Genomic DNA, 26,394 nt, shown 5'->3' on the forward strand with positions numbered 1-26,394 from the left:
CTTATAGCCTAACAATGAACCTTTTGGGCTTTGAGACATCCCCACGAAATGAGTATCTAAGGAATTTGCATTAATTTCATCCCGTTCAGCCTGAGGAGCACGCATAGCGTGCGTCTCGAAGGCTTGGCCTGAGGTTCACGAAGGGCCTGTCCTGTGTGGCTCTTGAAGGCCTGCCCTGAGACTCACGAAGGCGGGCGACACTTCGAGACAGCGCTGCGCGCTTCCTCAGTGCGAACGGTATATATAACACGATCAATGAGCTAAATAGTCTAATTTCGTGGCGATACCTCAGTTCGTACTGACTCCTTCGAGAGTTTCTGGCTGTACGGATCCATAAGGCTGTCTTTGAAGCCTTGCTAATCCTAATGTGAGACTTCGAGACGGCGTAAACGCCTCCTCAGTCCGAACGGAGCCAGATAAATTCGGACAGCTAGAGCCAAAACCTGTTTTCCTTAATAGGCCATTGCCTCGTTGTGAATTGGCATAAATGCTGGCTCCGGTGTTAGTTCGGGGGCACAACTAAAATATCCAGGATAGCGACTAGCAAAGTTAAGAGGCTGTGTTAGGCCTTTTTGTGCATCTCTCACCGCCTCTCTTCTTAGTTTCATCTCTTCCTCTGCTTTTACCTTATTTACAAGCCCAGTGTATTTCTGTCTTAATTTAGATGCTTGTTCTGCAAAAACTGTATCTTGTACAACTTCTTCGCCACCTTTCGCGGGTGTAGTGATGATAGCTGGTATAATCGCAGGGGAAGTATAAGCACTTTTTTGATCACAAAGGCTGACGACTTGAGAGGCATTTTCGGTGCTAAAACCATAATTCCAAAATCTTAAGATAAATTTTAAAAATGGATAATACCAACTTGTTTGATGTTCACTTAAAAATGACTCCACTTTGGCTTCACTATTAATTTTTTTAAGTAGCTCATTTGCTGAAGATTGACCATCATTAAGGCTTAATAATTCACAGCCCCGCAAGACTAAATTATATTTTTGCTGCTGACCAAAATGATTAATTAAGTTAATTTCAGGACTAAAATGTTCCCTCGTTTTTTCTGGAAATTTACTGGTGTAAAACTGTGCCATATGGTTAAAAAGATCTGCATTTAAAGAGTTGGGATTCTCAGTAATAAGCTCCTCAAGGGCTGTAAATATACAATTGCTGAGATCTCGCTGCGGGAATTTAGCCATAACTTGCGAAATATTATTTAAATAGCCTGGCCTCTCTTTGATTCGTGGGTGAGCAATGTAATCTTTAATTAATTGAACAAGAGGTTCATGTTTTCCTGTGTAGTTGATTAAATAAGCACTAATCAAGGGTAACTCGGTCATTGATTCATTCGCTTCCCAAGCCTGGTTGTTCAGTTCTGTCCAATCAATAATAGCTTGATGTTCTTCTAAGAACTTAAAATTTTGTACATTTTGGACATGTTGGTGATCAAACAAGCCTACTATTGTGGAATAAATATCGCTGATTGTTTCTTTAATTTCTTTAGGTATATACAGTTTTGCAGCAATTGCATTTAACAAAGAGCGTTTTACAGATTGCGTAGCCATGAAGGGATCAAATTGCTCATTATGATAAAACAGCGAGGTAAGACCAAAGTTAGCGCAACGAAACACTAATTCAGCGAGGATTTCCTTACCTATTTCAAAGTCTTTATCTGCATTGTTGATACGCTGTTGAAAATGCCGTTTAATCAAAATACTCATTTGTTCAAGTTCGGCTTTGGACCAGGCAATTTTTGTTGAAAAACGAAGTTCTTTGCGATAAAACAATTGTTCGGGTTGATTTGCAAAAATAAGTAATAGTAGGCGATGTTGATCAGTTTGTGTCAAATTATTTTGCCTATTCAGTGCTTCAATCGCAGGGGTACAGTGATGTTTAAAAAAGAAAGAAGTCAGAGGCCCTGCGTTTTGGATGCTTTGAATCGATTTTAAGCCGGTCGTTTCGAGGAAAAATTTCCAAATTATCGAGGCGCTAGCTTCAGAGCTAATCAAAGTCGTTAAAATACGATTGTAGCTGTCTTCGGCGAGTGTTTTTTCAGTGAAGATTCGACTAAGATACTCTAATGCACCAACAAGTAAGTCAGGTTGAGCGGATTGTTTTGCATAAATGCCAAATAATTGGAAGCCCTCATTAAACCATGGTTTATCGCTATGATTAGCAAGAAAATTGGCCAATAATAAACCGTTTTTTTCGTGGCGTTTAAAAAATTCAAAAATGTATTTTTGCTGAGCTTGATTAGCAAATAGCTCTCTGCGCAATACAGGATTAGCAAGAATTATTTCAAACAGTTGCTCAGCATTCTCATATAATTCAATGTTAGCGAGAAGCGCAAATAAGGACTCAGGTGAATGTTTATCAATCAAGGCCTCCATGTTTGCTGCTTGAATGGGTTTAGAACTTGTTGCTAGCTGTAAATCTACTTGTTGGGTGATCCATTCATGTTTGCTGGGGTCTGCTTTTTCATAGACTTCATCAAGCGAATTTTCCGAAAAAATATCGCCAACTAATAATTGCAGCGCTACAGGCGACTCTTCTAAGTGTTCTTGAGGCACTGTTGCAACTAACATGGCTGAAGTATATTTTTGAAATAAATTCTCTTGTTGAACTTGTCCTGTGTTAGTTAAAGTCCCAATGACGCGTCGTTCTCTGTCATAAAGAGGTGTTCCCACGGTCATTTCCTTTTTTCCTAGTAAGGGACGAGGCGGGGTATCTAGAGACATCGCGTAATTTGCTTCGCTGATAAAACCAATTTTTCGTTGTTCTTTATCATAAAGAAAAGGTTGTTGCTGTTGCTTGCGAGCTAACTCAGATTGTTCAAAGTTTTTGTAAGGCAAATAGGTTTTTAACCAGCCAATTAAAGTGCTTCTTTCTTGTTGATAATCCCCTTTATCTTGCGCAACACTGTCAATAATGAAATTAGCAATTTGAGCGAAGACATCGTTACGAGCGCCTGCAAGGCGGTTATTGTAATGAGTAGAAAGAACTTCATAGGCTGCATTAAAGACTTCGGGATTGGTTTTTTCTATTGCCCGGCAATTGTTCTCAAGTTGATTGAGCAAGGCTCGAATACAATCATCGGCACGAAATTGAAGTAATAGTTCTAATTTTTTAAATAAATGATTTTTCCTTGATTTGTCTGCGAAAATTTCTTCTCTGAGTTTTTCCATGTATTCCTTACTTTCTTCAGGAAATTTTGTCTCACCTTTAAGAAATTGACTAAGATGTTCATACTCATCTTGTTTTAAAATCATCGAATAATAGCGGTAACGCTCAATAAGAAGTTGCAATACTTTTGCAGGATCAACTGAGGAAAATTTTAAAGCAGCTACAAATTGAGGATTGGTTAAAAGTCTTTGAATCCAAATAGCATTTAGAGTAAAGCTGGCTAAGCTATTTTTGCCCTCTTCTTTGAGAATAGATTTGGCTATTTCAATCAGTTTTGCATCACCCAGCAAATCTAAATCTTGTTGACCTAAATATTCTTTGATATGGCCTAATGATTCTGGACTAGTCTCGGCATGGGCACATAAATTATTAAGTAATCTCTTACAGGCATGGCTATAGGAAGCATCATCAGAATTTAAGCCAAGCAAAGCATTATTGAGAATAAGTTTTAAGGTTTCCGGAGGCAGTTTATTGGTTGTTTCGATAATGATTTCAGATTTTGCCTGCTTAAATAGTGTATCGAGCTTTAAAATAAATAAGCGATTTTCTAGGGTTCTATCGGAACGGAGTACAGGTGCATAGCTTGCAATAAGTGCAAGGATTGCTTGGGGATGAGGGGTAACCGCTTGTTCTTCAAGCATGGCTATGAAAGCTTCTGATTGAGCATGCACATCGGAAAGTTGTAGTTTATCCCCGGCAGTTCTTGGTCTAAAAATCCCTGCTTTTAAAAGCTTAAATGACATGGCTTGAGTGGTGTAGGAATCAACAGAGGTGAGAATGTATTGGATCCAGTCAGATACATCGCTATTTCTTAGAGTGGGATTAATTCTTAATAGTTCTGCTGGTATATTTCGTCTTTTGGCATGGAGAACGTACTCCACCAGATTTTTGAAGTCGTGCAGTTGCGCCATATCACATAGCCCTATTGTGGCGGTTAATTGCGCCTCATCATTGCTGTACAGTGCAGTGAGTAAATTATTTAATGAGGCTGGTGGATTAAGAAGAGCAATTTGCAAATCAAGTAGGACTGCCATTGAGTCATTTTTTTGGGAAAGGATGTGCTCAATTTGTTCATCTACTTCAATCCATTCGTCAGGTTTTGTTGTTTGGATTAACTGAGCCATATGGTGGTACAAGACATCGCTTGAAATACCGTAACCACCGCTTAAAGTCCAATTAAATAATGTTGGTAGTAGCAGATTACGTTGAGGATTTCGCCAAAGTCCGCGCAAGATCTGCTGATTTAATTGATTTAAGAGTAAATTTGTTTTCTCAAGATCGGGGTATCGTTTTTTTTGTTGCTGTTTATCCACGCTTTTACATAATGCCTCTACCTTAGCTCTGAAGCCGGTGATGGTAGCAGAAGAGACAAATTGTTGGAGTTGATTACGTAATTGACTCTCATTAGCTTCGAAGAGGGATTCGTCTTGCAATTCATTTTGTGCGGCCTCTAGGTTAGCGCTTAAATTGAGGAAATGAGGTTCTATTGACTCCCAGGCTAAATCAGTTTGATCAAGATGAATATAAAATAAACTATCAGAAATTTGTTGAAGCCCGTCCACTAAATCACTTAGATATTTTCTAAGGGCTGCATGTTGGTTTTGCACCAGCAAGTTAGCTAAGTCTGAGGCATGCTGATGAAGTTGGTCGACTTCTTCAATTTCTGCTTCTAGGTCAAGACGTCTGCGTTTGTTTTCTAGGCGATGAATCCAAGTATTTAAGGCATTGTTGTGTGGTTCAAATTTAGAAACTGCGGATAATGAACTTGCAACAAGTCTGGGATGGAGGTTTTCCTGGATGCTTAGAATAATTTCTATTACATTCGCAGGTGGAGATGCAGCAAGGATTTCGTTCAAAGCTTGATGATTCTCAGGACGCATCCATATTTCAGGACTGCAGGCATAGTCTCGGACTAGTTCGGATAAAAGACTGCCTGGTATTAGTGTTAAATTTTTAAGCGAATGAATTAACGACTGTTGTAAATGTAAATGGATAGGTTTAGCCTTTTCAGTGAGTTGAGAAATAAGGGTTTTGAGACGAGGCTGGGTTGTCAAGTTTAAAACGAGTTGCAAGCGGCTATTGGCTTCGGATGAAGAAGAGGCTGCCTTATAAGTTGTGTGAAATTCTTTAGTAAATTGTTTAAATAATAAATTTAAATGGTCTTCATCAATCGGTGTGGTTTGTAATAATTGTTCGATCGCTAGTGTAGTGAGTATTAAGCAAATACGTTGTTTTGCAAAACCAGCTAAAGATTTACGACAGAGTTTCGCAAATTCTAGCAGTGTTTCTGCAGGAAAATGAGATAAATCGGAGTTTTGTAAATGAATATTTGCAATGCTCTCTAATATATTAGAATGATAAGGAATTAATTGTTTGATGAGTTGATGATTTTTAAAATGATCGCTTCCATCTTGGCTTTGGTAAATTGCAGGTTGAACCAAGGCGCGGGCTAACACCAATCCGAGCTCGGTTTTTTCTTCTTGGGTGAGTGTTAATGATGACAGTAAATTGATACGTTCTTGAGTTGGAAGTGAAAAAACTAAAATAATTAAATGAAGTTGCAATGCATTACGTTGGGTTGGACTGCAATTTTGTAGTTGTTGTAGATGATCTTTAATATAAGTTTTAATTGCGTTTTCTATGGTTAAATCAGTTTGACTGTCTTCTGATTGTTGTTTCTTTTGAATTAAATACAAACCTGCGATTTCTGTAAGAAAATGAATGTAACAGTCATTTTCTTGGATGCAGTATTCCGCTAAAGAAATTAGTCTTTTTTTGTCTAAGACTTCGTCTAGTTCTTGGTAATTATTTATCGGAAGCCGGGTACTCACTAGCGCATTAGCAAAAGCAACAATAATTGATTGATTTATTTGAACCGTAAACGATTTTAGGGTCTGAAGTTGATTGTTTGTTAAGGCTTCATCAACTGCTGTGAGACCTTGCTCATTTTTGAGATCGGCTAAGAGCTTATGCTTAAGAAAAATTTCTACCAAAGTAGTGTGACCTGAGGCTGCAGCAACATGTAAAACTGTTCTATTACCTTCCCATAGATGAGTGAGTATATCTGGATTAGCTTTAATTCTGGTTTCTATTTCTTTAGTTAAAAAAGTACTTGAAGGATTTTTAGCAAGTTCTAAAAGCGGCAGTGCATCAAAAACTGTTCTCATTTGTTTATGATTTTTTTTCTTTGCTAGCTCGCCCATGGTATTTTTTCCAGAGTAATCTGGATGGTCTTTTTGAGCACCGGGTTGCTCAAGGTAACAACTAACCGCTCGCACTCGTTTTTCGTTCACTGCAGTTTGCATGATGGACAGAGGATGGGAATACGAGACTTGGGTAAATAGCGGACGTAGCCGCTCATTATTGTGAAATGTTCTTATTATAAAGGCTTCTACACCCAAATTATCATTGCGCGCAAAAGCAGATTCGATCGGTGTTTTAGCTCTGTCATTGCGTTGCGAAAGTAAATTTTTTACATCCTCTACGCTGACTTTCGTTAAAATTTTTATTAAGGCTGAAATAACGGTTTCAGATTGAGAATTAAAGATAACATGAAGCAAATTATTCTCGTTATTTCGGTTAAAAAGATTTTGAGTTGAGCCATAAAATAAATTAAGTAGTTCTTTTCGTGAGTATCTATCGAGCAATTGAAGGACAGTTAATGCTAACTCTTGAGAAAGAGAAGGTTGCTTTTTGAAAAGCTCGATAAATCCATCAGGTTGTAGCAAGGAAAATAATTTATTGGGACCGACCTTAGCCAAGGCTTCAATTAAACAAATCGAGGATTCACTGTCACTGCTATTAATCAATTCAAGAAAATGATTAATATTCGCAGGATTGCAGAATAATAATTTAATTATTTGATCTTCTCGTAAGCTTTCAATTTTTTTAGCAATTTTAAGCCTAGCCTGTTGAGGAGCATGATTCATCACTGTACTGACTAAGGTTTTGTCAAGTTTAGAGTCTGTTTCTGCAGAAAAAAAATCGACAAAGGTTGAGTTTTTCATTGCAACTAATGAGTCAGCAAGCTTTTCACAGACCATAGTTGGTGCATAACGAAAGACAACATTTATAATATGTTTTTGCTCTATCTCTTTTTCTGAGGGTAGGTTTGAACGATCATTAGTCGATTGTTTAGTAAATAATTCGGTAGATTTATTTGTATTTTCCACAAAATGCTCAACAAGCAAGGCTTGGATTTGTGAATTAGGTAATTGTTGAATTTTTAACTGGATTCCCTCGCTCATCTTACCCATTATTTTTATCCTTTTAAAATTACAAAACAAAGGCCGCAAGTGGCTAGCAGCTAGAAAGTTGTTGATATTATTATTTAATTTTTTAATTCTATAAAAAGTTTCGCAAACCGGGCTTATTTTAACCAATTACATGGGAACGGCAAGTCAATAATTTAATTTCTAGTAATTAAATGAACCAGACTGCGTAGGATTTTCAATTAACGAGGGATTGGGCGGTATAGAGACAGATGAATGGTGAATGAAAATGGGGGTATAATTTGCTATATTTCGAGCACTGGCAGACTCAGTAGGCTCTAGCTGTACTCTCTGTCTTGGGGCTAATTCATTAGCAAGTAAGGTATTATAACTTCCTTTTTTTTTGTCTATATTATGTTCAAAAAATGTATATTCCGCCCAATATCTGAAGGTGGCTGCACCAATGAGAATTGCAAATATTGAGGTCAACAATACTGTTACCGCCATTGCGGCAGGCCAAAAAGCGATGACGGTTGTTGCTATTGCGGTGATACAAGCCATTGTTGTAACAAGTGAGGCATAGATAACATAAATACTCTGTCGTTCACTGGAGTAATCTTCTTCATAAGGTAAAGGATTTTGTTGTTTATGGTATTCGCCAATTAGCCAAACACAATTGCTAAATACAAAAAGCCAACTAGCCGGTAGGGCAAGCATAGGAAAGATAAACGCCAAGACACTGAATATTATTGCGATACCTCCTAAAATCGCTGCTATTTGATGTTGGTTTTTAAACTGAGCAAATCCATACCATTCTCTTTGAAGTCGGGGATGATCAGGATAAAACAGGCTAGCTGTTAGCCAAAGACCATAAGCAACTAGGTAAAGTAGTAAAGAGGTAATTTTTGCAAAGGCAGCGATGAAAAAAGGGGCAAAACGAAGTTGCGAGATAGCGAAACCGAAAAAGAAAAAGGTACTGCTCGCATTTTCCAGTCTTCTTGCGTGATGAAGCACTAATTATTTACCAAGGTTATCAAATGTTGATAATAATAATGAAAATTTAACAATGAATTCAAGTAATTTTTTGCGAATATCTTCATTAGAATCAAGGGATTTTTGGATAAATTATTTCTTAAGAGCTAACTGCCCAAATTGTAAATTAACGAGTATTGGCAGACTAATTCTTACTAATAAACCGCCATTTTTACGGTTAAACGCGCGAATATCACCATGATGTAATTTGATCGCTTGTTGGGCTATCGATAAACCAAGGCCATAACCCCCCGTTTTCTTCTCTCTTGAGCTATCTACGCGGTAAAAAGGGTTAAAAATTTTAGTTAATTGTTCTTCGGGAACACCTGGGCCATTATCTTCAATATCGATATAAATTTCTGCATTTAATTCAGGGGAGTGCAAGCTGACACTAATTTGCGGATCGGGTGCGGAATAACGTAAGGCGTTACGAATAATGTTTTCAATGGCGCGATGAATGAGTCGCTCATCAAGAAATAATTCACAATTCTGAGTTTGTTGAAAAACAACGACGGGTTTTTCTTTGCCCACCTCAAAATTGGCATCTGCGATAATTCGATTAAGTAAATTGGGTAAGTTAACTGCGGTTTTATTTAGCTGAGTTGATAATTTATCAAGTCGGGCGAATTCAAGAATTTCACCAATCAGCGTGTTTAAACGTAAACATTCGATTTCCATCCGGCTAAATTCAGTTTCTGCGATGTGATTTGCCTTGTTGCGACCTAATTCGATTGCAATTTGTAACCGTGCTAAAGGGGAGCGTAACTCATGAGAAATATCTTGTAATAAGCGTTCTTTTGAATTAATGATGGCTTCAAGTTGTTCCGCCATGCGATCAAATTCGCCACTTAATTCGGCAATTTCATCGCGCCGATGCCCTTTAAAACGACCAACACGGGTACTTAATTTCCCTGTGGCTATTGATTTGGCTGCCATTCGTAATGAGCGTAAAGGTTGAGTAAGATAGAGGGACAAAAAATAACAGATAAGACCGCTGATAATAATGGCAATAAGAATGCGTAGGGTGAGCCCTGCCCAGGGAATTTCAACAAAATGGGCAAGTGGTTTTTCACTCACGGCCACAAGTCGATAAGCTTTGCCTGAAGTTGAAAGAATTTCGTGGCTTACAATAATATCGCCAAATTTTAGGAGACCCACATCTAGTTCATCGAGATTCTCAGCTATCTGCTTAACTACATCGGGTGGGGCAGGAGAACCGATCATTTCTCCCGTACTGGTTAGTAAATACAAATCCATTTGCCGTGAATTACCAATCTGAGTAAGCCATTTACTCAAGGCTTCATGTCGACCTGATTCAAAGGTTGCCACTGCAGCATTGGCATAACTGTCCATGAAAACGCGTTCTCGTGCAGGAATAGAGGATTTTTGTGCGATTTCACTGGTAACCCAAGCTGTCGTGATAATGATTAAGATAGTTGCTAACCAAAATGAAAGAAAAATTTTCCAGTACAAACTACGCATTAAACATATATCCAAATCCACGAACCGTTTTAACAATTGGCTCACCTTCTTGATTATCCCCAAGCTTATTTCTTAGGTTTGAAATATGCACATCAATACTGCGATCATAGGCCGTGTATTTTCTACCTAGTGCATATTCGGTTAGCTCTTCTTTCGAAAACGCTTGTCCTGGTGATTTAATTAACATTTCAAGAATATTAAATTCAGCATTGGTTAATTCTAAAACTTCTCCTTCTTGCGATGCCACACGCTTAGAACAATCGACAATAATGCCTTGATGTTCAATAATTGGTCGTTGAGTGGGGATTTTCTGAGTACGCCTCAGGATGGCACGTAGCCTTGCAGTTAATTCACGAGGATTACAGGGTTTGGGCAAATAGTCATCAGCACCAATTTCCAGGCCAACGATTCGATCAATATCATCTCCTCGTGCTGTGAGCATTAGAACTGGTGTTTCTAAGTGTTCACGAATTGCTTTTAATACTTCAAAGCCGTTTAGTTTAGGAAGCATAACATCAAGAATAATTGCGTCGAAGCTTTGATTGAGTGCTTTTTTAATCGCAGACTCACCATCATGAACACAGATAACCTCAAAACCTTCGGGCTCGAGATATTGAGTTAAAAGATCAGTTAGCTCGATATCATCATCTACAATCAAGATGCTGTTATTCATTAATTTGTTGTCCTCAAAGTTATTATTTAGTTGCCTGGAAGCGTTTATCGTAGCAGGCTAAAAGTTTAATCCGTCTTGCATCCGCGTTAATTACTTTAAATTCAAATTGATCAATTGTAATAACTTCGCCGCGTTTAGGTAAATATCCAAAATTAGTCATCACTATGCCACCAATTGTGTCATAGTTTTCATCGCTAAAATGAGCGTGCAACTGCTCATTGAATTCTTCGATAGGGGTGTGGGCTTTTACGATATAATAATGATCACTATGGGCTTTAATATAAGCTTCTTCATCAATATCAAATTCATCCTCAATATCACCAATGATTTGCTCAATTATGTCTTCAATGGTCACGAAACCGCTCACAGCGCCGTATTCATCGACAACGATAGCCATGTGATTACGATTATTACGGAATTCACTTAATAATAGATCTAAACGCTTACTTTCAGGGACAAAGGTGGTCAGCCGAATAATATCCTGTAAATCAAAGTCGGAATTTTGTTCAGCTTGAAAACGCAAGAGATCCTTTGCATGTAAAATACCTATGACTTCATCTCGATGAGTTCCTGTTACTGGAAAACGGGAGTGGCCTGAGCTGGTGACAATTTCAATGACTTCTTTGAGTTCAGCGTCTTGTGAGATGCAAGTCATTTGCTTTTTAGGTAGCATGATATCCCTCACTCGCATTTGAGTGAATTGAATCACACCCTCAATCATTCCTAAAGTTTCTGAGTCGATTAACGCCCTACTGTGCGCATCACGTAAAAGGCCAATTAATTCTTCTTTATTTTGTGGTTCGACTTGTAAAAATTGCCTTAGACGTGTGAACAACGAACCTTGTTCTTCCTCTTTCTCTTTACTCAACATTATCACCCTCAGTTTGGTAAGGATTAGCAAAACCGAGCTTGGAAAGTAATTTTACTTCAAGTGCTTGCATAATTTCAGCATCACTATCCTTAATATGATCATAGCCTAATAAATGTAGGACCCCATGAATAACAATATGTGCCCAGTGCTCCTCCAGAGATTTCCCAAGCTCCTGACTTTCCTGTAGGAGAACTTGTGGGCAAATAATTACATCGCCAAGTAGGGGATAATCGAGTTCTATGCTATCAGGAAGCTCGCTTGGAAACGCAAGAACGTTTGTAGGTTTATTTTGTTGTCTATAAGTATGATTCAAGTCCGTTATTTCTGTCGAATCAACCAAGCGTAAAGTGAGTTCAGCGGAGTCCATATGTTCAAGGAGAGCTAATTGAGCCCAAGTTTGCAATGATTCATCACTGACGGGAATAGGGGCATCACAAGCATGTTGCAAATCAATATGATAGCTCATTATTTTATATCCTTTTTTACATCTGCATCGTCATAGCAGTCAACTATTTTTGAAACTAAGGGGTGTCTAACCACTTCACGACTCGTAAAATTATGAATACTAATTTCATCAATGTTGGTCAGTAGTTTAACCGCATGGGCTAAACCAGAATCGGTTCCTTTGGGTAAGTCAACCTGAGTCATGTCGCCGGTAATGACTGCTTTTGAGCCGAATCCCATACGAGTTAAAAACATTTTCATTTGTAAAATAGTTGTGTTTTGTGCTTCATCAAGAATAATAAAGGCTTCATTTAATGTTCTACCGCGCATAAATGCAAGAGGTAATACTTCAATCACATCGGTTTGAATTAATTTTTGTGTTTCTTTAAAACCAATCATTTCATACAAAGCGTCATAAATTGGGCGTAAATAAGGAAGAACTTTTTCCACCAAGTCACCGGGTAGAAAGCCTAATTTTTCACCTGCTTCGACTGCCGGGCGGACAAAGACTAGTCGATGAACCTCACCTTTTTCAAAACTTTCTATTGCTTTAGAGACGGCAAGATAAGTTTTACCGGTACCTGCGGGTCCAACGGCAAAAACAATATCATGTTTACTAATACTAGTTAAATACTCGGCTTGTTTATTATTGCGGGGTAAAATAGTTTTTCGGGATAATTTAATGGGTGACATAGTAATTCGAGAATCCTTATCCAGTTCAGTCAATAAAACGTTGATTAATTCAACCGATATAGGTCTATCAATGAGGGGATAGAGTTGTTTAAGCACTTGCTTTGCTTGCTTAAGGGAATGATTATTGTGGCCAAATAAAGTGGCTTCATCATGGTTTACTTTGATGGTTACATTGAAGTGTGTTTCCAATAATTTGATATTTTCATGAAGAACACCGCAGAGATTTGCCAATTGCTGCGAATTCAAGTAGGAAAAACTAACTGTTTCGTTATGCAGTGTACTGCTCAAGGGTTATAAAAATTAAAAGTCTGTATGAGTGAAGAATAGTTCATAAACCCGCCTTTTAGCAAGTATTGCTCTCATCAACTATGAAGGATCAACGAAAAGATATGGAATAATCGTCTATCTCCGCATCCATCTCAGGGGAAATTTCACCGCTAAGAATTGCTTTAACGATAGGTCTTAATATGACTTCAATATTCTCTTTGCGGCAGGGTTTTTCAATTTCTGGTAGACGTTTTCCATCATAAACCTCATCAAAACGCGCAAGCATATCGGGATCATTGGTCCATAAAACAACCTTTGCTCTGATGCCCTTTTTTCTTAATTCAGCGGCGACCTCTGGACCATCCACTGGAATTTGTTGGAGAGTGTGGGGAAGAGAGCGTAATTTACCATCGAGGATCACTAGGTCGTAAACACTGGTCGGCGCTAAGAGAAAATTAGTAGCTTCAATCCCATGGCTAAACGTGATTACTTCGCAGGGAAATAACTCTGTTAAAAATCGTTTCATTCTATTTTGGTTGGTAGCATTATCTTCGACCAAAACTATACGAAGCTTCTTATCCATGGACTGCTCGGAAAAATAGGACTACTTATATTCAAAGTATAGCAACGAAAAGTTTAAAATGTGGTTGGTTTTATGGGATTGGATTAACATTTTATAATCTAGGCTGAAGCAAATTTTTTTTCTTCATTCCTTTGTATATCAATTCTCTCGGATAGACGAAGTGGGGGCGCTTATTGGAAACTCTTTATATCCTTAATTTGCTATCCCGAATTATTATCTAAGGGTTATTTTAAGGGCGATGATTTGATATACTTATAAATGCCCTTTATCTTTAACTTCAGAATCCAGCCCTATGATTGATTTACATTGCCACAGCAATTTTTCTGACGGAATACTAACTCCTCAAGCCTTATTAATAAAAGCATTGGAAGTTAATATTAAAATCTTAGCTTTGACCGACCACGATACGATAGAAGGGGTTAAGGTTCTACGAGAGGCTGCATCGGGTTATCCAATAAAGGTGATAAATGGAATCGAGGTGACCACCCGTTGGAAAAAATATGATATTCATATTCTAGGTTTAAATTTCGATATGGATAATGAACATATTCAAACACTCGTCAAGAGACAGAGCGACAGTCGTATTCTCCGAGCGCAACAAATTGCTGAAAAAATGAAGTTATGTGGGGTTGATGATGCTTATGAAAAAGCCTGTGCACTTGCTGGACATAAACGAATTGCTCGACCTCACTTTGCACAAATTTTTGTTAATGAGGGTTTAGCAAAAGATTTGCAAGGAGCATTTAAGCGATATTTATCAAGAGGCAAACCTGCTTTTGTACCCACGCCTTGGGTTTCGATTCCTGAGGCTGTGGAAGGAATTATCCAGGCGAATGGTTGTGCGGTAATTGCTCACCCTTTAAAGTATTCTCTTACGCGATTAAAACTGCAAGAATTAATTCGTCATTTTAAAGAGGCGGGCGGTCTAGGAATGGAGGTTGTTTCGGGTGAAATGACGACTACCCAAATGCAGGAAATGGCTGGGCTTTGCTTGCGATATGAGTTACTTGCGTCGACTGGTTCTGATTATCATGGGGATGGCATATCCCGTATTTGTCTTGGAAGACAGCCGCTACTACCGCTAAACTGTACACCAATATGGCATCAATGGATCAATTGATAGGGGACTTTTAATGAGCCAGTTTTTTGCAATTCATCCCGATAATCCACAGGCTCGATTGTTACGCCAAGCAGCGGCAATAGTCGAAGAAAAGGGATTAATCGTTTACCCGACTGACTCAGGGTATGCTTTGGGTTGTAAATTGGGAAACAAATCAGCACTCGAGCGAATTAGACGGTTACGACAATTAGATAAAAATCATAATATGACGCTAGTTTGTCGTGATCTGTCACAATTAGGGACCTATGCGAAAGTATCGAATGCTATTTTTCGTTTGTTAAAGGCATTTACCCCCGGATCTTATACTTTTATCTTGAATGCAACCCATGAAGTACCTCGATTAATGCTACATCCAAAACGAAAAACGCTTGGTTTGCGCGTGCCTGAACATAATATCACTCTAGCCCTTTTGGAGTGTCTTGAAGAACCTTTGATGAGTACTACACTCATTTTGCCTGGAGCAACTGCTCCTTTAAGTGAGCCGGAAGCTATTAAAGATTTATTAGGAAATCAAATCGATTTAATCATCGATGGTGGAAATTGCAGCCACGAACCCACAACAGTGATTGATTTAACTGGAGAGTATCCTGTTATTCTACGTGAAGGAAAAGGGGATCCAGAACCATTTCGATAGAAGGTTCTAGCAAAGCTTGTTGCTAGAGTATTATTAAACATAGAATGAAGGATTTTGATGTCAGCTTTATTTAGTGCTAATAAACGCGTCGTATCAGGCATGCGCGCAAGCGGTCGTTTACATTTAGGTCATTACCATGGTGTGCTTAAAAATTGGCTTAAATTACAGCATCAATACGATTGTTATTTTTTTGTTGCCGATTGGCATGGATTAACTACCCGTTATGATGAACCTGGTTTTATAGAAACTATTTTATGGGATATGGTCGTTGATTGGCTTGCCTGTGGTATCAATCCAAGTTTGTCAAAGATTTTTATTCAGTCTTGGGTACCAGAACATGCCGAATTACATCTTTTATTATCAATGATTACCCCCTTAGGCTGGCTTGAGCGGGTTCCAACTTTTAAAGATCAACAGGAAAAACTGCACGATAAAGATATTTCAACTTATGGCTTTTTAGGCTATCCACTCCTGCAAAGTGCCGACGTGCTTTTATACAAGGCGGATTATGTTCCTGTTGGCGAAGATCAGGTTGCTCATATCGAGCTAACTCGCGAGATTGCTAGGCGCTTTAATTTTATCTATGGAAGAGAGCCTAACTTTGAAGCGCTAGCCTTAGAAGCCATTAAAAAAATGGGTAAGAAAAATAGCTCACTTTATACAGAGTTACGTAAAGAATTCCAGCAGGATGGTTGCCAAGAATCGCTCAGTACAGCGCAGGCTTTATTGGCAAATCAGAATAATTTATCGATTGGCGATAAGGAGCGTTTGCTGGGTTATTTAGATGGTTCAGGAAAAATTATTCTCCCAGAGCCGCAACCAATGCTTACAGAAAACTCTAAAATGCCAGGGACTGATGGACAAAAAATGTCCAAGTCCTATAACAATACAATTGGTCTCCGTGAAGAACCTGAGCAGGTTGAAAAGAAAATTTTAACCATGCCCACAGATCCTGCACGAGTGAAACGGACTGATCCTGGCGAACCGGAAAAATGTCCTGTTTGGCAATTACATAAAATTTACTCAGCAGATGATGTAAAAGAATGGGTACAGACAGGTTGCCGCACCGCTGGTATTGGTTGTATTGATTGTAAGAGGCCGGTTGTGGAATCAATCAACCGAGAGTTAACTCCTATTCAAACAGCAATTAAAGAGTATGAAGCGGATCTAGGCTCGGTAAAGCGAATTGTTGCCGAAGGTTCAGAAGCTGCCCGCGAAGAAGCAAATAAAAACCTCAATACCGTGCGTGAAGTAATGGGCTTGGATTATTAATGAATGCGGAGTTTTCTTCCCCAGCAGCTTCTGTGTTAGCGGTTATTGATGGTCAACCGCTAACCGAGGTGCCGGCAGATTTATTTATTCCACCCGATGCGTTAGAGGTTATGTTAGATTCATTTTCTGGTCCGCTGGATTTATTGCTTTATCTGATCCGGCGTCAAAATATTGATATTTTAGATATTCCGATTGCGCTGATCACCCAGCAGTACATGCAATATATCCACATGATGGAAGAACATCGGCTGGAATTGGCCGCAGATTATTTGGTCATGGCTGCAATGCTTGCGGAAATAAAATCACGGTTACTGTTGCCTCCAAGCCCTAGCGAAAATGAAGAGTCAGAAGAAGATCCCCGTTTAGAGTTGGTCAGAAAGCTGCAGACCTACGAGCAATTTAAAATTGCAGCCCAGCAAATTGATGATTTGCCCCGTTGCGACCGCGATTTATTTCGTTTTTCAATCCCTTGTGAAAAATTAGTGCGCACTATTATTCATCCAGAGGTTGAACTATCGTCATTGACGGCGACCATGCGAGATTTAATTAAACGACAAAGTCATTTAGTTAATCATCATATTAGTCGTGAACCCTTGTCAGTCAGAGAGCGCATGAGCGTGGTACTGGAGCGATTAGCTCATGGAAACGCAATGACTTTTACTCAATTATTTCAACGAGCAGAAGGGCGAATGGGTTTGGCTGTTACCTTATTAGCAATCTTGGAGTTGGCTAAGCAATCACTACTGATAATCACTCAAGCAAACGCTTATGCGGTGATTCACTTACAGGTTGCCAATTATGAGTGAAACTGAGCTGAAGCTTGTAGTAGAAGCCTTACTGATGAATTCAAGTCAGCCTTTGGCTTTGGATCAATTGCAAATGTTTTTCGACGAATGGCAAAGGCCCAGCCGTGAACAATTGCTTAAGACTTTAAATCAATTAGCAAAAGACTATGAAACTCGAGCAATTGAGTTAAAATGCTTAGCCAGTGGTTACTGCCTACAGACTAAAACTGAATACAGTCATTGGATTAGCCGTCTTTATGCTGAAAAACCAGCTAAATATTCACGCGCACTTTTAGAAACCTTAGCGATTATTGCCTATCGCCAGCCAGTAACTCGGGCTGATATTGAAGATATTCGTGGAGTGGCTGTAAGTAGCCCAATTTTGAAAACTTTAATCGAGCGAGAGTGGATAAGAGTCGCAGGGCATCGTGATGTGCCTGGAAAACCTGCGGTTTATGTAACAACAAAAGTTTTTCTTGATTATTTTAATTTAACCAGTTTGAGTGATTTACCCGCTTTAGAAACCATCACAAACCGCTTTACTGTGGCGGCTGATCAAGCAATTGAAGAGTGTATAGAATAATGACTAGCGAACGATTACAAAAAATATTAAGTCAAGCAGGATTAGGTTCTAGAAGAGAGATGGAGCGCTGGATTGAGCAGGGATTAGTGCTAGTAAACGGAAAGGTTGCCCAAATAGGCGATAGCGCTGGAGCAAATGACAAAATCTCTGTGCAAGGCCGTTTGATTGCTAATCCCTTAAAAATACAAGCCAAAACGCGCGTTTTGATTTATCACAAACCCGTGGGCGAAATTTCCAGCCGTCAGGACCCGAAGCATAGTAGAACCGTTTTTGATAAGTTACCCCCTTTAAAGCAAGGGCGTTGGGTGCAAGTGGGACGCTTGGATATCAATACCTCTGGGCTGCTAATTTTTACCAATGATGGTGAGCTTGCAAATCGATTGATGCACCCCAAATTTGGTTTAGAAAGAGAATATGCGGTTCGGGTGCACGGACAAGTGAGTCCTGAAGCGATTACGGCGATGCTCAAGGGCGTTGAGCTAGAGGATGGTCGCGCACAATTTAAACGTATTGATTTCAAAGGCGGAGAGGGAACTAATGTCTGGTATCATGTGACGCTGACTGAAGGACGCAACCGTGAAGTTCGTCGTTTGTGGCAATCACAAGGAGTGGAAGTAAGCCGTCTCATTCGTATTCGCTATGGCCAATTATCCATGCCGCGTTTTTTATCCAGAGGAAATTGGAAGGAATTATCAGCCGAAGAAGTGGAACGTTTTTTAGCTTCGCTGAAATAGCGCTGCCCGGCTAAAAAGATTTATCTACTCCGTTCTGGCTCTGAGATATCCCCAAGAAATTAAATAGACTATTTAGTTTATTGATCGTTTTGTTTATCCCGTTCACACTGAGGAAGCGCGCAGCGCTGTCTCGAAGTGTCTCAAAAGCCCCCCTTCGGCGACTAAGGACAAGCCTTCGAGACGCACGCTATGCGTGCTCCTCAGGCTGAACGGAATAAAATTAATAAAGATTCTTTAGATACCCATTTCATGGGGGTACCTCAGAGCCTCAACGGTTTAACTGACATAGATTGTTAATCCCGTTTGCACTGAGGAAGCGCGAAGCGCTGTCTCGAAGTGTCGCAAAAGCCCCTCTCGAGAACCTCAGGACAGCCTTCGAGTGCTCCTCAGGCTGAACGGAATAAAATTAATACAAATCCCTGAGATATTCATGTCGTGAGGATAACTCAATCCGAACGGCTAATGTACACTGACCCACCCACGTGCTGAGTTGCTAACTCTTAAATTTTATTATTTTCTATTTGGTTAGCAACTTCGAACGCTTGCAAAAAAATTATATGAATAATAATTTGCTTTGTTGCTTTAATATTCTACTCTTTTAAGTAAGGGATTAATTCGGGGGAGAGCATGCGACTACTAATACTCGCTGCTTGTCTATACATCAATTCAGCATTTGCAGACGTCATCGTTGGCTTTACTGCTTATGATAATGGGGATTATACCACCGCCTATCCTCATCTAGTCCAAGCTGCTGGAGAAGGAAATAATGAAGCAATGTATCTATTGGGACGGATGTACCAATATGGTTATGGTGTCAACAAGGATGAAGTCAAAGCCCTCGAATGGTACCGAAAATCTGCTGAACAAAAAAATGCCCTTGCCGAATTAAGTTTGGGTTATCTTTATGATAATGGACAAGGTGTAAAACGGGATTTTAAAGAAGCATTCTCCTGGTATATGAAAGCTGCAGTTCAGGGAAATGCGATTGCACAACGCAACGTTGGGTTAATGTATGCGGTTGGCGATGGAGTACAGGCAAGTGATGAAAAAGCATTTGAATGGTTTAAAAAATCAGCGGAACAAGGTTACGCTCGATCTCAAGTTAATCTCGCTTATCAGTATATGACGGGTTCTGGTACACAGAAGAATGTCGAGCAGGCTCTATATTGGTATCAAAAAGCAGCAGAACAAGGGGACGCAAAAGGGCAGTATAGCCTAGGTCTTTTATATACTGGCAAATATGGCATTGCTCCGGATCAGACTGCAGCTACTTATTGGTTTTCCTCTGCTGCAAATCAAGGTCACAAAAATGCTCAAGCATATTTAGCCTATCAATATCTTAATGGCTTAGGTGTTAAAGCGGATCCAGTGAAAGCGGCGTATTGGTATCAAGCCTCTGCTGAGCAAGGTAATACGCATGCACAGACCGAACTAGGCCAATTGTTATTAACGGGGACCGGCGTTGATAAGGATTATGAGCAAGCCGCTTTCTGGTTTGGAAAAGCAGCGGAAAAAGGTAATCCGATCGCGCAAGGAAAATTGGGTTATTTGTACATGGCAGGCTTGGGAGTGTCTAAAAATTTACCCCAAGCTTATGCTTGGTTGAAATTGGCCGCAGCCAATAAAAATGAACAAGCTGCAAAAGAGCTGGGGGAATTAGAACCTACTTTGTCATCAGAAGATAAAGTAAAAGGAGATGCCTTGTTTAAAGAGCTCAGTGCGAAACAACCGACTTCCGAAGTGAATGACGAAGATGATGAGTAAAGGTTGCTCTGATTGGTCTTAAAAAATTATTAATGATTATAATTTATAATGTTGCCTATATGAAAAAATAGGTGATAAGTGATGAAAGCAGATATTCTTCAAACTCATAAATCCATAATGTATCACTATGATCTCTTCTTAGATTTCACGTTCGCGCAGCGCAGGAATGATAATGCGAGCACAAAACATCGGATTCTTTGTGACAGAGCTGCTTTTTATACATCTAATAAATCCGCTAGTGATGGGAGTAAAATTCAGGCTGCATCCGATGCTGCATATATGATTGCGGATAACCGCTTGAAAAAACTATCTGAAGAAAATTATATAATAAACTTTAAAGAAGCCTACGATGCCGCTTTACGAGTTGAATTATATCGTCAATTTCTTGGTCAAGGCCAAGATTATAAAGCGCTTAAACGTAAATTCAAAAAGGAAAAACCAAATGACGAGCAAAATTTAGATTCAGTTATGAAGTTTTTATTGGAAGATATAGAACAAAATATTAATTCTGAATTTAGTAAATTTGAAAAAATACAGAGTTCTGTCATAGAGGATGAGAAGCAAATAATTGGATCAATGAAAAAACAATTGGATGAATTGTTAGACGAATTCAAGGGGGATTTTGAAGCAACCTTAGTTAATGAGAGATTAGCTAAGCCAGCTAAGAAAGCAGCTATTCAAAATAGGGTACTTGATTTTCAAATTGCAGCCGGTTACTTGATTAGAAGTTATCAAGTTAAAACTAAAAGTAATGAAAGTTGGGCTCCTTTCTTGCTAAATATGCTCTTGTTAATAACGGCATTTGGGACCCTACCCGCTATATACTCACTTAGAACAAAAGCAGTCACTGGACATTATATCTTTTTTGATAAGCCTACTATTCACCAAACTCCTGTAGAAGAAATGGCTTCGGAAGATAAGTTGCTTGGTTTTAATGAGCCTATAGTTGAAAAGACTTCTGAAAAAGAATCAGCTCGGGTGGTAGTTAATGTCTGATGGGTGACAAAATTGCTGTCTGCTATAGACTGCAATGCGGGTCTTAGCTATCAGCGTAGCCTAATTTAGATCTGCATTAGCCAAAGGTATTCACGCTCTGATTAATAATACTAACAGAAATTTTACCCTTTTTATCTTTATTGCGTTTGATAATCGAATAAACGGTAAGGTTTAAATCAGAAGAGGAAACATTGGCAATGCTCATAAAGTATTGACTTTCAATTGTTACTTGCTCATTACGAATCCCCAGTTTTTGCAATAATGGGCCTATTTTTTTCAAATCTTGAATACCTTTTTTTCCGCGTGCATTGATTAATTGTTCGACCTGATTTTCATCTAGGCCATAACCTAAAGACATAAGTACCGTTGGTGAGGCCGTATTGAGATTAGTCGCTGTTACTTCGGGTAGTGCGATAATAGAATTAAACAAACTCCGATAAAGCTTGGCAGAGACTCCTTCCAATAAGCGAAATTCAGATACGCTCCTCATGAGCTGTTGTGCTGGATAGTAAGGTGGTTTTTGTTTCATGTATTGAAGTAAAAGCGTCTCATCTTGACCTGGTTTGTAGGGGTTTATCCAGTTTTGTAAAGTTGCGGCAAGTTCTTTCCGCTGTTCTAGACTTAATTTTGTGGCTTTTTTAAGGAAGTTGCTAAACGATAAATGATACTTCTGATCAGAAACATTATTTAAATTAAAGCGGGCTTGCAAGTCATATAGGCTGCCTTTGATCGAAGCGTCAGGATAAATAGATTGTAATTTGCTAGGAAAATTAAGAACCTTGCCAAATTGGTTACTTGAGGTGAATTGATTTTTTGTATTGGATAGCTCTGCCAGTGCCCAAAAAACAACGGCTTGTGAAGCCAGATAGACTTTATCGCTAGCAATGGTAAGGCGAGTGCGATAGATATCGAGTTGTAGGCGGGTGCTCATCGCAGTCGCAGCGATGGCAACAAGTGTCATGATAAATAAGGCTGAAATTAATGCACTGCCTCTACTTTTCCGCATAAAGCGCCCCAGGGATGATAAAAAGAAGACTCATTTTGCCCCAGTCATTCAGCCTTAAATTCATTTGAATTGCCTTGGGTATTGGCTCAGCACGTTGATTTTGTTGTACGGCATTAGGCCGCCACTCTGACAAAACTTGTAAATTATGATTTAGATAGGCGAATTGGCAATTCATGAGGCGATCAATTAATATTTTGTCTTGATAAATTTCTCGGTTGACTGGGTCAAGCGTGACCCAAGATCTGCGAATCAATTGATTATTTTGACATAGAAAGGCGACACGTTGGAGCACAGAGCGCTTCTCTTCACTATTCGGATTAACAAACCCGCTGCGCGTAAATTCAAGGTATTGCGCTTCACCTTCAAAGACTGGATGAAGTTGCATTTCATGACCTGCACGTATATCACGAACGATCACTTGTTCGGTATCATGTTCTATTAATGTGATAGCCAACTGTAAAGCATTCAGTCGTTCAGCCTGCTCACTAACTCGGGAGCGGGTATTAAAGGCATAATACATTGCTGAAGAGGTAATCGCTGCAAGAATAGCAAAAACAGTCAGTGCAATTAGGATTTCAATAAGGGTAAAACCTTTTTCAGTCTTCATGGCTTATACCAAAAGGCGATAAGTGGGTCGCGGAAGGGGCCTGCTTGGTTTCTACTCACAGTAATCGTAATTTGCTGCATTGATTTAATTGCTGTGGGGTTCATTTTAACACGCCAATACCAACGCTGACCTAGCATCGTAGTCACTTTGGTCATTTCTTGATTAGTCAATTGCAACAATCCAAGTTGAACCATAGTGACGCCTTGCATGGCAACCCAGTGCCCAATAGTCTTTTCTTTAATGCGTTGAGTCTGTGAAACGTTTTGTGCTGTCGCTTTAAATAGGGCAGTTAAGGCAATTGCAATAACCGAGAGAGCGAGTAGAACTTCAATTAAAGTGAATCCTTTTTGCTTCGTGTTTTGATTTATCATGGTGATTTAGGCTTCTCGATGATAATCCGTCCATCAGTTTTGCCAAATAAGCTGACCACCTGAGGATTAGCTGCTGTGCCAAAATCGATAATAAATTCAGACATGTCGCCTGATGGTGTGATAATAATGTCGGGATTTTTTAATCTATTTCTAGAACCTCCTTGTCGAAAAATCACGCTAATTTTGTTTGGGAAAGAACGCCAATGAAAAATACTTTTTGCTGACATTATTCGCCAACCACCACTTTCAAAACGATAAGTAGTATAACCTTCATTGGTTAAACTGATCCCGAGCGTGTTCGTTTCAAGTATTGCTTGCTGTTGAACCAGTTTAACATAAGAAGAAAATTGCTCAGCACTCACCACAGCACGCCGACTAGCGCCAAAATCACCAAAAGCGAGCATTGCAAAACCAAGTGTAATGCCAATAATTGCCACTACCACTAAAATTTCAATCAGAGTGAATCCACGCTCAGCGTGCATCCCAATTGCCTATTTCAGCATTAATACCAGTACCACCAGGTTGGCCTGAGGCACCTAAAGTAAAGACATCTACTTCGCCATGTTCGCCTGGGTTGAGATAGAGATAATCACGTCCCCAAGGATCTTTGGGTAATGATTTAAGGTACTGTTTCCAATCATGTGGGATGGGGTTTGACGTGGGTTTTTCAACTAAGGCTATTAATCCTTGATCCGTTGTTGGATAAGAACCATTGTCGAGTTTATAAAGATCTAAGGCATTTTGGATGGCTAAAACATCTTGTTTCGCCTTTACCACTCTTGCTTCATCGGGTCGATTTATAATTTTAGGTACGACAATAGAGGCAAGAATTCCCAAAATAACGACTACCACCATAATTTCAATCAAAGAAAAACCACTTTGTCTATTCATTAAAAACTCCGAGCAGGGAAATAATTTTTACAATACATTCTACTACAAGGAATCCGACTCGTGTTATGAAAATCGATGGTTATGATTGCAAGAGCAGAATGCGTGGGTACAATTGTTGATAAATTATCCATTAAAACAATGAGGGCTGAAATGTTGAACAAGCCCCAACCCCTGAAGCAAGATTTTACTCCCTTTGTTGTTCAAAGTGTGGGAATTCTTTATCACCTAATAAAATCAACAAGATCTCAATAAAATAACCCCAATTACTTTTTGATTTGTTATGCTTAAATAAGGTATTTTTGAAATAAAGGGAGAAAAACAATAATGAAGCCATTTAAATACGTCCTACTTATATTCCTTTTTTTCTCTTCGTTCTCCACGTTTGCTTATCTCGAAAACAGCTCAACTATACAAACACCTATCGCTTCTAATGTTTTGGTAGGGGATTCAATTACCCAAGCCTGGCCATGGCAGGAGTTGTTGGCTAAGTCTGACATCGCTAACCGAGGGATAAGTGGTGATACTTCGGGGCAAATTCTACAAAGAATGAATGGCATTCTTGAGGTTAAGCCTAAAAAAGCGTTTCTAATGTTTGGCATTAATGATTTTGGTAGAGGGGCAGATCCTGACCAAGTATTTAAAAATTATGTAACCATTGTGGAAATATTACAAAAAGCAAAAATTAAAGTCATTATTTCTTCGACTATTAAATGTAGTGCTAACCAAATTTACCTACAATCCCAGGTTATTAATCAAAAAGTAGATCGCTTAAATGCGAAGTTAAAAGATTTTTCACGCACTAAGGGCATCATTTTTGTTGATGTGAATGAAAAATTATCGGATACCAATGGACTCAATAAACGCTATACAGTAGATGGTGTGCATTTAAATTACGAGGGTTACAAAGAGTGGGCAAAATTGCTATCGCCCTTGATTAATGAAAATTAACTTACTAATTGCTCCATTGAGAACACAGGCAGGAGCGTTGCTAAAACGATAAATAAAACAACTGCACCCATAAACAGGATGACTAAGGGTTCAAGAAGAGTTAAAGCCGTATCAATCAACCGTTTCACTTCATTATCTAAATGAGAGGCGGCTTTCTCCATCATCCCTGCAATTTGGCCGCTTTTTTCGCCACTGGCGATTAAATGAGTTGCCATCGGACTTAAGAAGCCAGTATCTTTTAAGGATTGACTGATAGCAGAGCCTTCGCGTACCCGGACAGTAGCAATATCAAAAGCATTACGCATGACCAAATTAGTGATCAGGCTTGCTGAAACTCGCATGGTTTCGAGAACAGAAACCCCGGCAGCAAATAAGATACCAAAAGTATGGATATAACGGGCAACATTCACTGAGCGTACTAAATAGGAGGAGATCGGTAATTTGAGTAAAATTTTATGCCAAGCGGTACGAATTTTAATATTTGAAAGACTTTGCTTAAAGCCAATCAGCAGGGCAACTAGAACGCCAATAGCAATTAACCCATAGGATTTAATCCACTGACTTAAATTAATAAGCACTTTTGTCATATTAGGTAATTCTTGTCCACTGCTGCTAAATACTTCGATAATTTTGGGAACAACAAAAGCTAAAAGAAAGCTGATGATTGCAGTGGAAACGATAATCATTAATGAAGGATAAATAAGTGCTTGCTGTACTTTTTGCCGAGTTTGTTGCTGATTTTCTGTGTAGTCTGCTAGTTTTTCCAAGACCACATCCAAGCGTCCTGTCTGCTCTCCTGCACCTACCGTTGCACGATAAAGCTCGGGGAAAGCATTAGGAAACTCACTCATCGCTTGTGCTAAACCATAACCTTCAAGCACCTTAGAGCGAACACCAATAATCAGACCGCGAACCTTGTCTTTCTCCGTTTGTTCACTTACTCCACGTAATGATTCTTCAACTGGAATTCCCGCAGCAAGTAAAGTCGCTAATTGACGTGTAAATAAAGCCAAATCTTGAGCGGCTAATTTATCTTTGCTGCGTGACTTTTGTTGCCTGATCAAAGGACGAATTTGTGTCGGGACTAAACCCTGTTCGCGTAAGAATTGACGAGCCTGGCGTTCAGAATCAGCTTCAATGACGCCTTTTTTTGTAGAGCCTGTTTTGTTCAGCGCTTGGTAATGATAGGCGCCCATAAGATTTACTTTCAGTTTTAATGAGAATTAGTTTAATCTATTGGGTTAAATAAGTCA

23 protein-coding genes are annotated in these 26,394 nt (G+C 39.2%); 9 read left to right on the forward strand and 14 right to left on the reverse strand.

Translation table 11 applies throughout. The annotated features are described in order from the left end of the window. Positions 1-452 precede the first annotated feature (452 nt). The 8 genes from Lnau_RS06005 to Lnau_RS06040 form a co-directional block, all read right to left on the reverse strand. Positions 453-7,430 carry an ankyrin repeat domain-containing protein gene (locus tag Lnau_RS06005; protein ID WP_058504231.1) on the reverse strand — a complete coding sequence of 2,326 codons (6,978 nt, stop codon included), beginning with the start codon at positions 7,428-7,430 and terminating at the stop codon, positions 453-455. A gap of 159 nt (positions 7,431-7,589) precedes the next feature. Then, positions 7,590-8,399 carry a hypothetical protein gene (locus Lnau_RS06010; RefSeq protein WP_058504232.1) on the reverse strand — a complete coding sequence of 270 codons (810 nt, stop codon included), beginning with the start codon at positions 8,397-8,399 and terminating at the stop codon, positions 7,590-7,592. A gap of 111 nt (positions 8,400-8,510) precedes the next feature. Then, positions 8,511-9,899, reverse strand: coding sequence for a two-component system sensor histidine kinase CpxA (gene cpxA, locus Lnau_RS06015; RefSeq protein WP_058504233.1), 1,389 nt, complete (start codon positions 9,897-9,899; stop codon positions 8,511-8,513). After that, positions 9,892-10,572 carry a two-component system response regulator CpxR gene (gene cpxR, locus Lnau_RS06020; protein WP_058504234.1) on the reverse strand — a complete coding sequence of 227 codons (681 nt, stop codon included), beginning with the start codon at positions 10,570-10,572 and terminating at the stop codon, positions 9,892-9,894. The genes cpxA and cpxR overlap by 8 nt, the downstream gene beginning before the upstream one ends. Positions 10,573-10,594: 22 nt before the next feature. Next, positions 10,595-11,443 carry an HlyC/CorC family transporter gene (locus Lnau_RS06025; RefSeq protein WP_058504235.1) on the reverse strand — a complete coding sequence of 283 codons (849 nt, stop codon included), beginning with the start codon at positions 11,441-11,443 and terminating at the stop codon, positions 10,595-10,597. Continuing rightward, positions 11,433-11,909 carry an rRNA maturation RNase YbeY gene (ybeY, locus tag Lnau_RS06030; protein ID WP_058504236.1) on the reverse strand — a complete coding sequence of 159 codons (477 nt, stop codon included), beginning with the start codon at positions 11,907-11,909 and terminating at the stop codon, positions 11,433-11,435. The genes Lnau_RS06025 and ybeY overlap by 11 nt, the downstream gene beginning before the upstream one ends. Further along, a complete protein-coding gene (locus tag Lnau_RS06035) occupies positions 11,909-12,868 on the reverse strand; it encodes a PhoH family protein (protein WP_058504237.1) in 960 nt (319 codons plus the stop codon). Before Lnau_RS06035 ends, ybeY begins: the two co-directional genes overlap by 1 nt. A gap of 88 nt (positions 12,869-12,956) precedes the next feature. Continuing rightward, complete coding sequence (locus Lnau_RS06040; protein WP_058504238.1) at positions 12,957-13,430, reverse strand: response regulator; 474 nt, start codon at positions 13,428-13,430, stop codon at positions 12,957-12,959. A gap of 292 nt (positions 13,431-13,722) precedes the next feature. Here Lnau_RS06040 and Lnau_RS06045 point away from each other — a divergent pair, with 292 nt between their 5' ends. From Lnau_RS06045 to Lnau_RS06080, 8 genes are all read left to right on the forward strand, one after another. Then, a complete protein-coding gene (locus Lnau_RS06045; protein ID WP_058504239.1) occupies positions 13,723-14,550 on the forward strand; it encodes a PHP domain-containing protein in 828 nt (275 codons plus the stop codon). Between the two features lie 13 nt (positions 14,551-14,563). After that, positions 14,564-15,184, forward strand: a complete 621-nt coding sequence (locus Lnau_RS06050) for an L-threonylcarbamoyladenylate synthase (protein WP_058504240.1) — start codon at positions 14,564-14,566, stop codon at positions 15,182-15,184. A 57-nt stretch (positions 15,185-15,241) separates the two neighbouring features. Further along, a complete protein-coding gene (locus Lnau_RS06055) occupies positions 15,242-16,456 on the forward strand; it encodes a tryptophan--tRNA ligase (RefSeq protein ID WP_058504241.1) in 1,215 nt (404 codons plus the stop codon). Beyond that, a complete protein-coding gene (locus Lnau_RS06060; protein ID WP_058504242.1) occupies positions 16,456-17,262 on the forward strand; it encodes a segregation and condensation protein A in 807 nt (268 codons plus the stop codon). The genes Lnau_RS06055 and Lnau_RS06060 overlap by 1 nt, the downstream gene beginning before the upstream one ends. Further along, positions 17,255-17,824 (forward strand): SMC-Scp complex subunit ScpB, encoded by a 570-nt coding sequence (gene scpB, locus Lnau_RS06065; RefSeq protein ID WP_058504243.1) that lies wholly within the window; start codon positions 17,255-17,257, stop codon positions 17,822-17,824. Before Lnau_RS06060 ends, scpB begins: the two co-directional genes overlap by 8 nt. After that, a complete protein-coding gene (gene rluB, locus Lnau_RS06070; protein ID WP_058504244.1) occupies positions 17,824-18,558 on the forward strand; it encodes a 23S rRNA pseudouridine(2605) synthase RluB in 735 nt (244 codons plus the stop codon). The genes scpB and rluB overlap by 1 nt, the downstream gene beginning before the upstream one ends. A 627-nt stretch (positions 18,559-19,185) precedes the next feature. After that, entirely contained in the window at positions 19,186-20,322 is a 1,137-nt protein-coding gene (locus Lnau_RS06075) for a tetratricopeptide repeat protein (RefSeq protein WP_058504245.1), read from the forward strand. A gap of 81 nt (positions 20,323-20,403) precedes the next feature. Next, on the forward strand, positions 20,404-21,318 hold the full coding sequence (locus tag Lnau_RS06080; protein WP_058504246.1) for a hypothetical protein: 915 nt from the start codon (positions 20,404-20,406) through the stop codon (positions 21,316-21,318). Positions 21,319-21,394: 76 nt separating this feature from the next. Here the strand turns inward: Lnau_RS06080 and gspK are convergent, their stop codons facing one another. Genes gspK through lspG form a run of 5 tightly spaced genes read right to left on the reverse strand, consistent with a single transcriptional unit; the run spans position 21,395 to position 24,193 of the window. Continuing rightward, positions 21,395-22,324 carry a type II secretion system minor pseudopilin GspK gene (gspK, locus tag Lnau_RS06085; RefSeq protein WP_058504247.1) on the reverse strand — a complete coding sequence of 310 codons (930 nt, stop codon included), beginning with the start codon at positions 22,322-22,324 and terminating at the stop codon, positions 21,395-21,397. Further along, the gene (gene lspJ / locus Lnau_RS06090) at positions 22,311-22,931 is read right to left on the reverse strand and encodes a GspJ family T2SS minor pseudopilin variant LspJ (protein WP_058504248.1); all 621 of its coding nucleotides are present in this window, start codon (positions 22,929-22,931) and stop codon (positions 22,311-22,313) included. The genes gspK and lspJ overlap by 14 nt, the downstream gene beginning before the upstream one ends. Continuing rightward, positions 22,928-23,302: a GspI family T2SS minor pseudopilin variant LspI gene (gene lspI / locus Lnau_RS06095; RefSeq protein WP_058504249.1), complete on the reverse strand. Its 375-nt coding sequence runs from the start codon at positions 23,300-23,302 to the stop codon at positions 22,928-22,930. The genes lspJ and lspI overlap by 4 nt, the downstream gene beginning before the upstream one ends. Further along, complete coding sequence (gene gspH, locus Lnau_RS06100; RefSeq protein ID WP_058504250.1) at positions 23,299-23,784, reverse strand: type II secretion system minor pseudopilin GspH; 486 nt, start codon at positions 23,782-23,784, stop codon at positions 23,299-23,301. Before gspH ends, lspI begins: the two co-directional genes overlap by 4 nt. Beyond that, the gene (lspG, locus tag Lnau_RS06105) at positions 23,774-24,193 is read right to left on the reverse strand and encodes a GspG family T2SS major pseudopilin variant LspG (protein WP_058504251.1); all 420 of its coding nucleotides are present in this window, start codon (positions 24,191-24,193) and stop codon (positions 23,774-23,776) included. The genes gspH and lspG overlap by 11 nt, the downstream gene beginning before the upstream one ends. Positions 24,194-24,517: 324 nt before the next feature. On the opposite strand from lspG, the gene Lnau_RS06110 reads away from it, so the two are divergent. Beyond that, entirely contained in the window at positions 24,518-25,141 is a 624-nt protein-coding gene (locus Lnau_RS06110) for a GDSL-type esterase/lipase family protein (protein WP_058504252.1), read from the forward strand. Here Lnau_RS06110 and lspF read toward each other — a convergent pair. Next, the gene (gene lspF / locus Lnau_RS06115; RefSeq protein WP_058504253.1) at positions 25,138-26,337 is read right to left on the reverse strand and encodes a GspF family T2SS innner membrane protein variant LspF; all 1,200 of its coding nucleotides are present in this window, start codon (positions 26,335-26,337) and stop codon (positions 25,138-25,140) included. The genes Lnau_RS06110 and lspF overlap by 4 nt on opposite strands. Positions 26,338-26,394 lie beyond the last annotated feature (57 nt).

The sequence above is a fragment of the Legionella nautarum genome, assembly GCF_001467895.1.
Classification (GTDB): domain Bacteria; phylum Pseudomonadota; class Gammaproteobacteria; order Legionellales; family Legionellaceae; genus Tatlockia; species Tatlockia nautarum.

Coding starts and splice junctions, on each gene's coding strand:
- Lnau_RS06025 (WP_058504235.1), bottom strand. CDS start 11,443: ATGTTGAGTAAAGAGAAAGAGGAAGAACAAGGTTCGTTGTTCACACGT.
- ybeY (WP_058504236.1), bottom strand. CDS start 11,909: ATGAGCTATCATATTGATTTGCAACATGCTTGTGATGCCCCTATTCCC.
- cpxA (WP_058504233.1), bottom strand. CDS start 9,899: ATGCGTAGTTTGTACTGGAAAATTTTTCTTTCATTTTGGTTAGCAACT.
- lspJ (WP_058504248.1), bottom strand. CDS start 22,931: ATGAAGACTGAAAAAGGTTTTACCCTTATTGAAATCCTAATTGCACTG.
- gspK (WP_058504247.1), bottom strand. CDS start 22,324: ATGCGGAAAAGTAGAGGCAGTGCATTAATTTCAGCCTTATTTATCATG.
- lspI (WP_058504249.1), bottom strand. CDS start 23,302: ATGATAAATCAAAACACGAAGCAAAAAGGATTCACTTTAATTGAAGTT.
- Lnau_RS06060 (WP_058504242.1), top strand. CDS start 16,456: ATGAATGCGGAGTTTTCTTCCCCAGCAGCTTCTGTGTTAGCGGTTATT.
- Lnau_RS06110 (WP_058504252.1), top strand. CDS start 24,518: ATGAAGCCATTTAAATACGTCCTACTTATATTCCTTTTTTTCTCTTCG.
- cpxR (WP_058504234.1), bottom strand. CDS start 10,572: ATGAATAACAGCATCTTGATTGTAGATGATGATATCGAGCTAACTGAT.
- rluB (WP_058504244.1), top strand. CDS start 17,824: ATGACTAGCGAACGATTACAAAAAATATTAAGTCAAGCAGGATTAGGT.
- Lnau_RS06055 (WP_058504241.1), top strand. CDS start 15,242: ATGTCAGCTTTATTTAGTGCTAATAAACGCGTCGTATCAGGCATGCGC.
- Lnau_RS06005 (WP_058504231.1), bottom strand. CDS start 7,430: ATGGGTAAGATGAGCGAGGGAATCCAGTTAAAAATTCAACAATTACCT.
- Lnau_RS06080 (WP_058504246.1), top strand. CDS start 20,404: ATGAAAGCAGATATTCTTCAAACTCATAAATCCATAATGTATCACTAT.
- Lnau_RS06050 (WP_058504240.1), top strand. CDS start 14,564: ATGAGCCAGTTTTTTGCAATTCATCCCGATAATCCACAGGCTCGATTG.
- Lnau_RS06045 (WP_058504239.1), top strand. CDS start 13,723: ATGATTGATTTACATTGCCACAGCAATTTTTCTGACGGAATACTAACT.
- scpB (WP_058504243.1), top strand. CDS start 17,255: ATGAGTGAAACTGAGCTGAAGCTTGTAGTAGAAGCCTTACTGATGAAT.
- lspF (WP_058504253.1), bottom strand. CDS start 26,337: ATGGGCGCCTATCATTACCAAGCGCTGAACAAAACAGGCTCTACAAAA.
- gspH (WP_058504250.1), bottom strand. CDS start 23,784: ATGCACGCTGAGCGTGGATTCACTCTGATTGAAATTTTAGTGGTAGTG.
- Lnau_RS06040 (WP_058504238.1), bottom strand. CDS start 13,430: ATGGATAAGAAGCTTCGTATAGTTTTGGTCGAAGATAATGCTACCAAC.
- lspG (WP_058504251.1), bottom strand. CDS start 24,193: ATGAATAGACAAAGTGGTTTTTCTTTGATTGAAATTATGGTGGTAGTC.
- Lnau_RS06075 (WP_058504245.1), top strand. CDS start 19,186: ATGCGACTACTAATACTCGCTGCTTGTCTATACATCAATTCAGCATTT.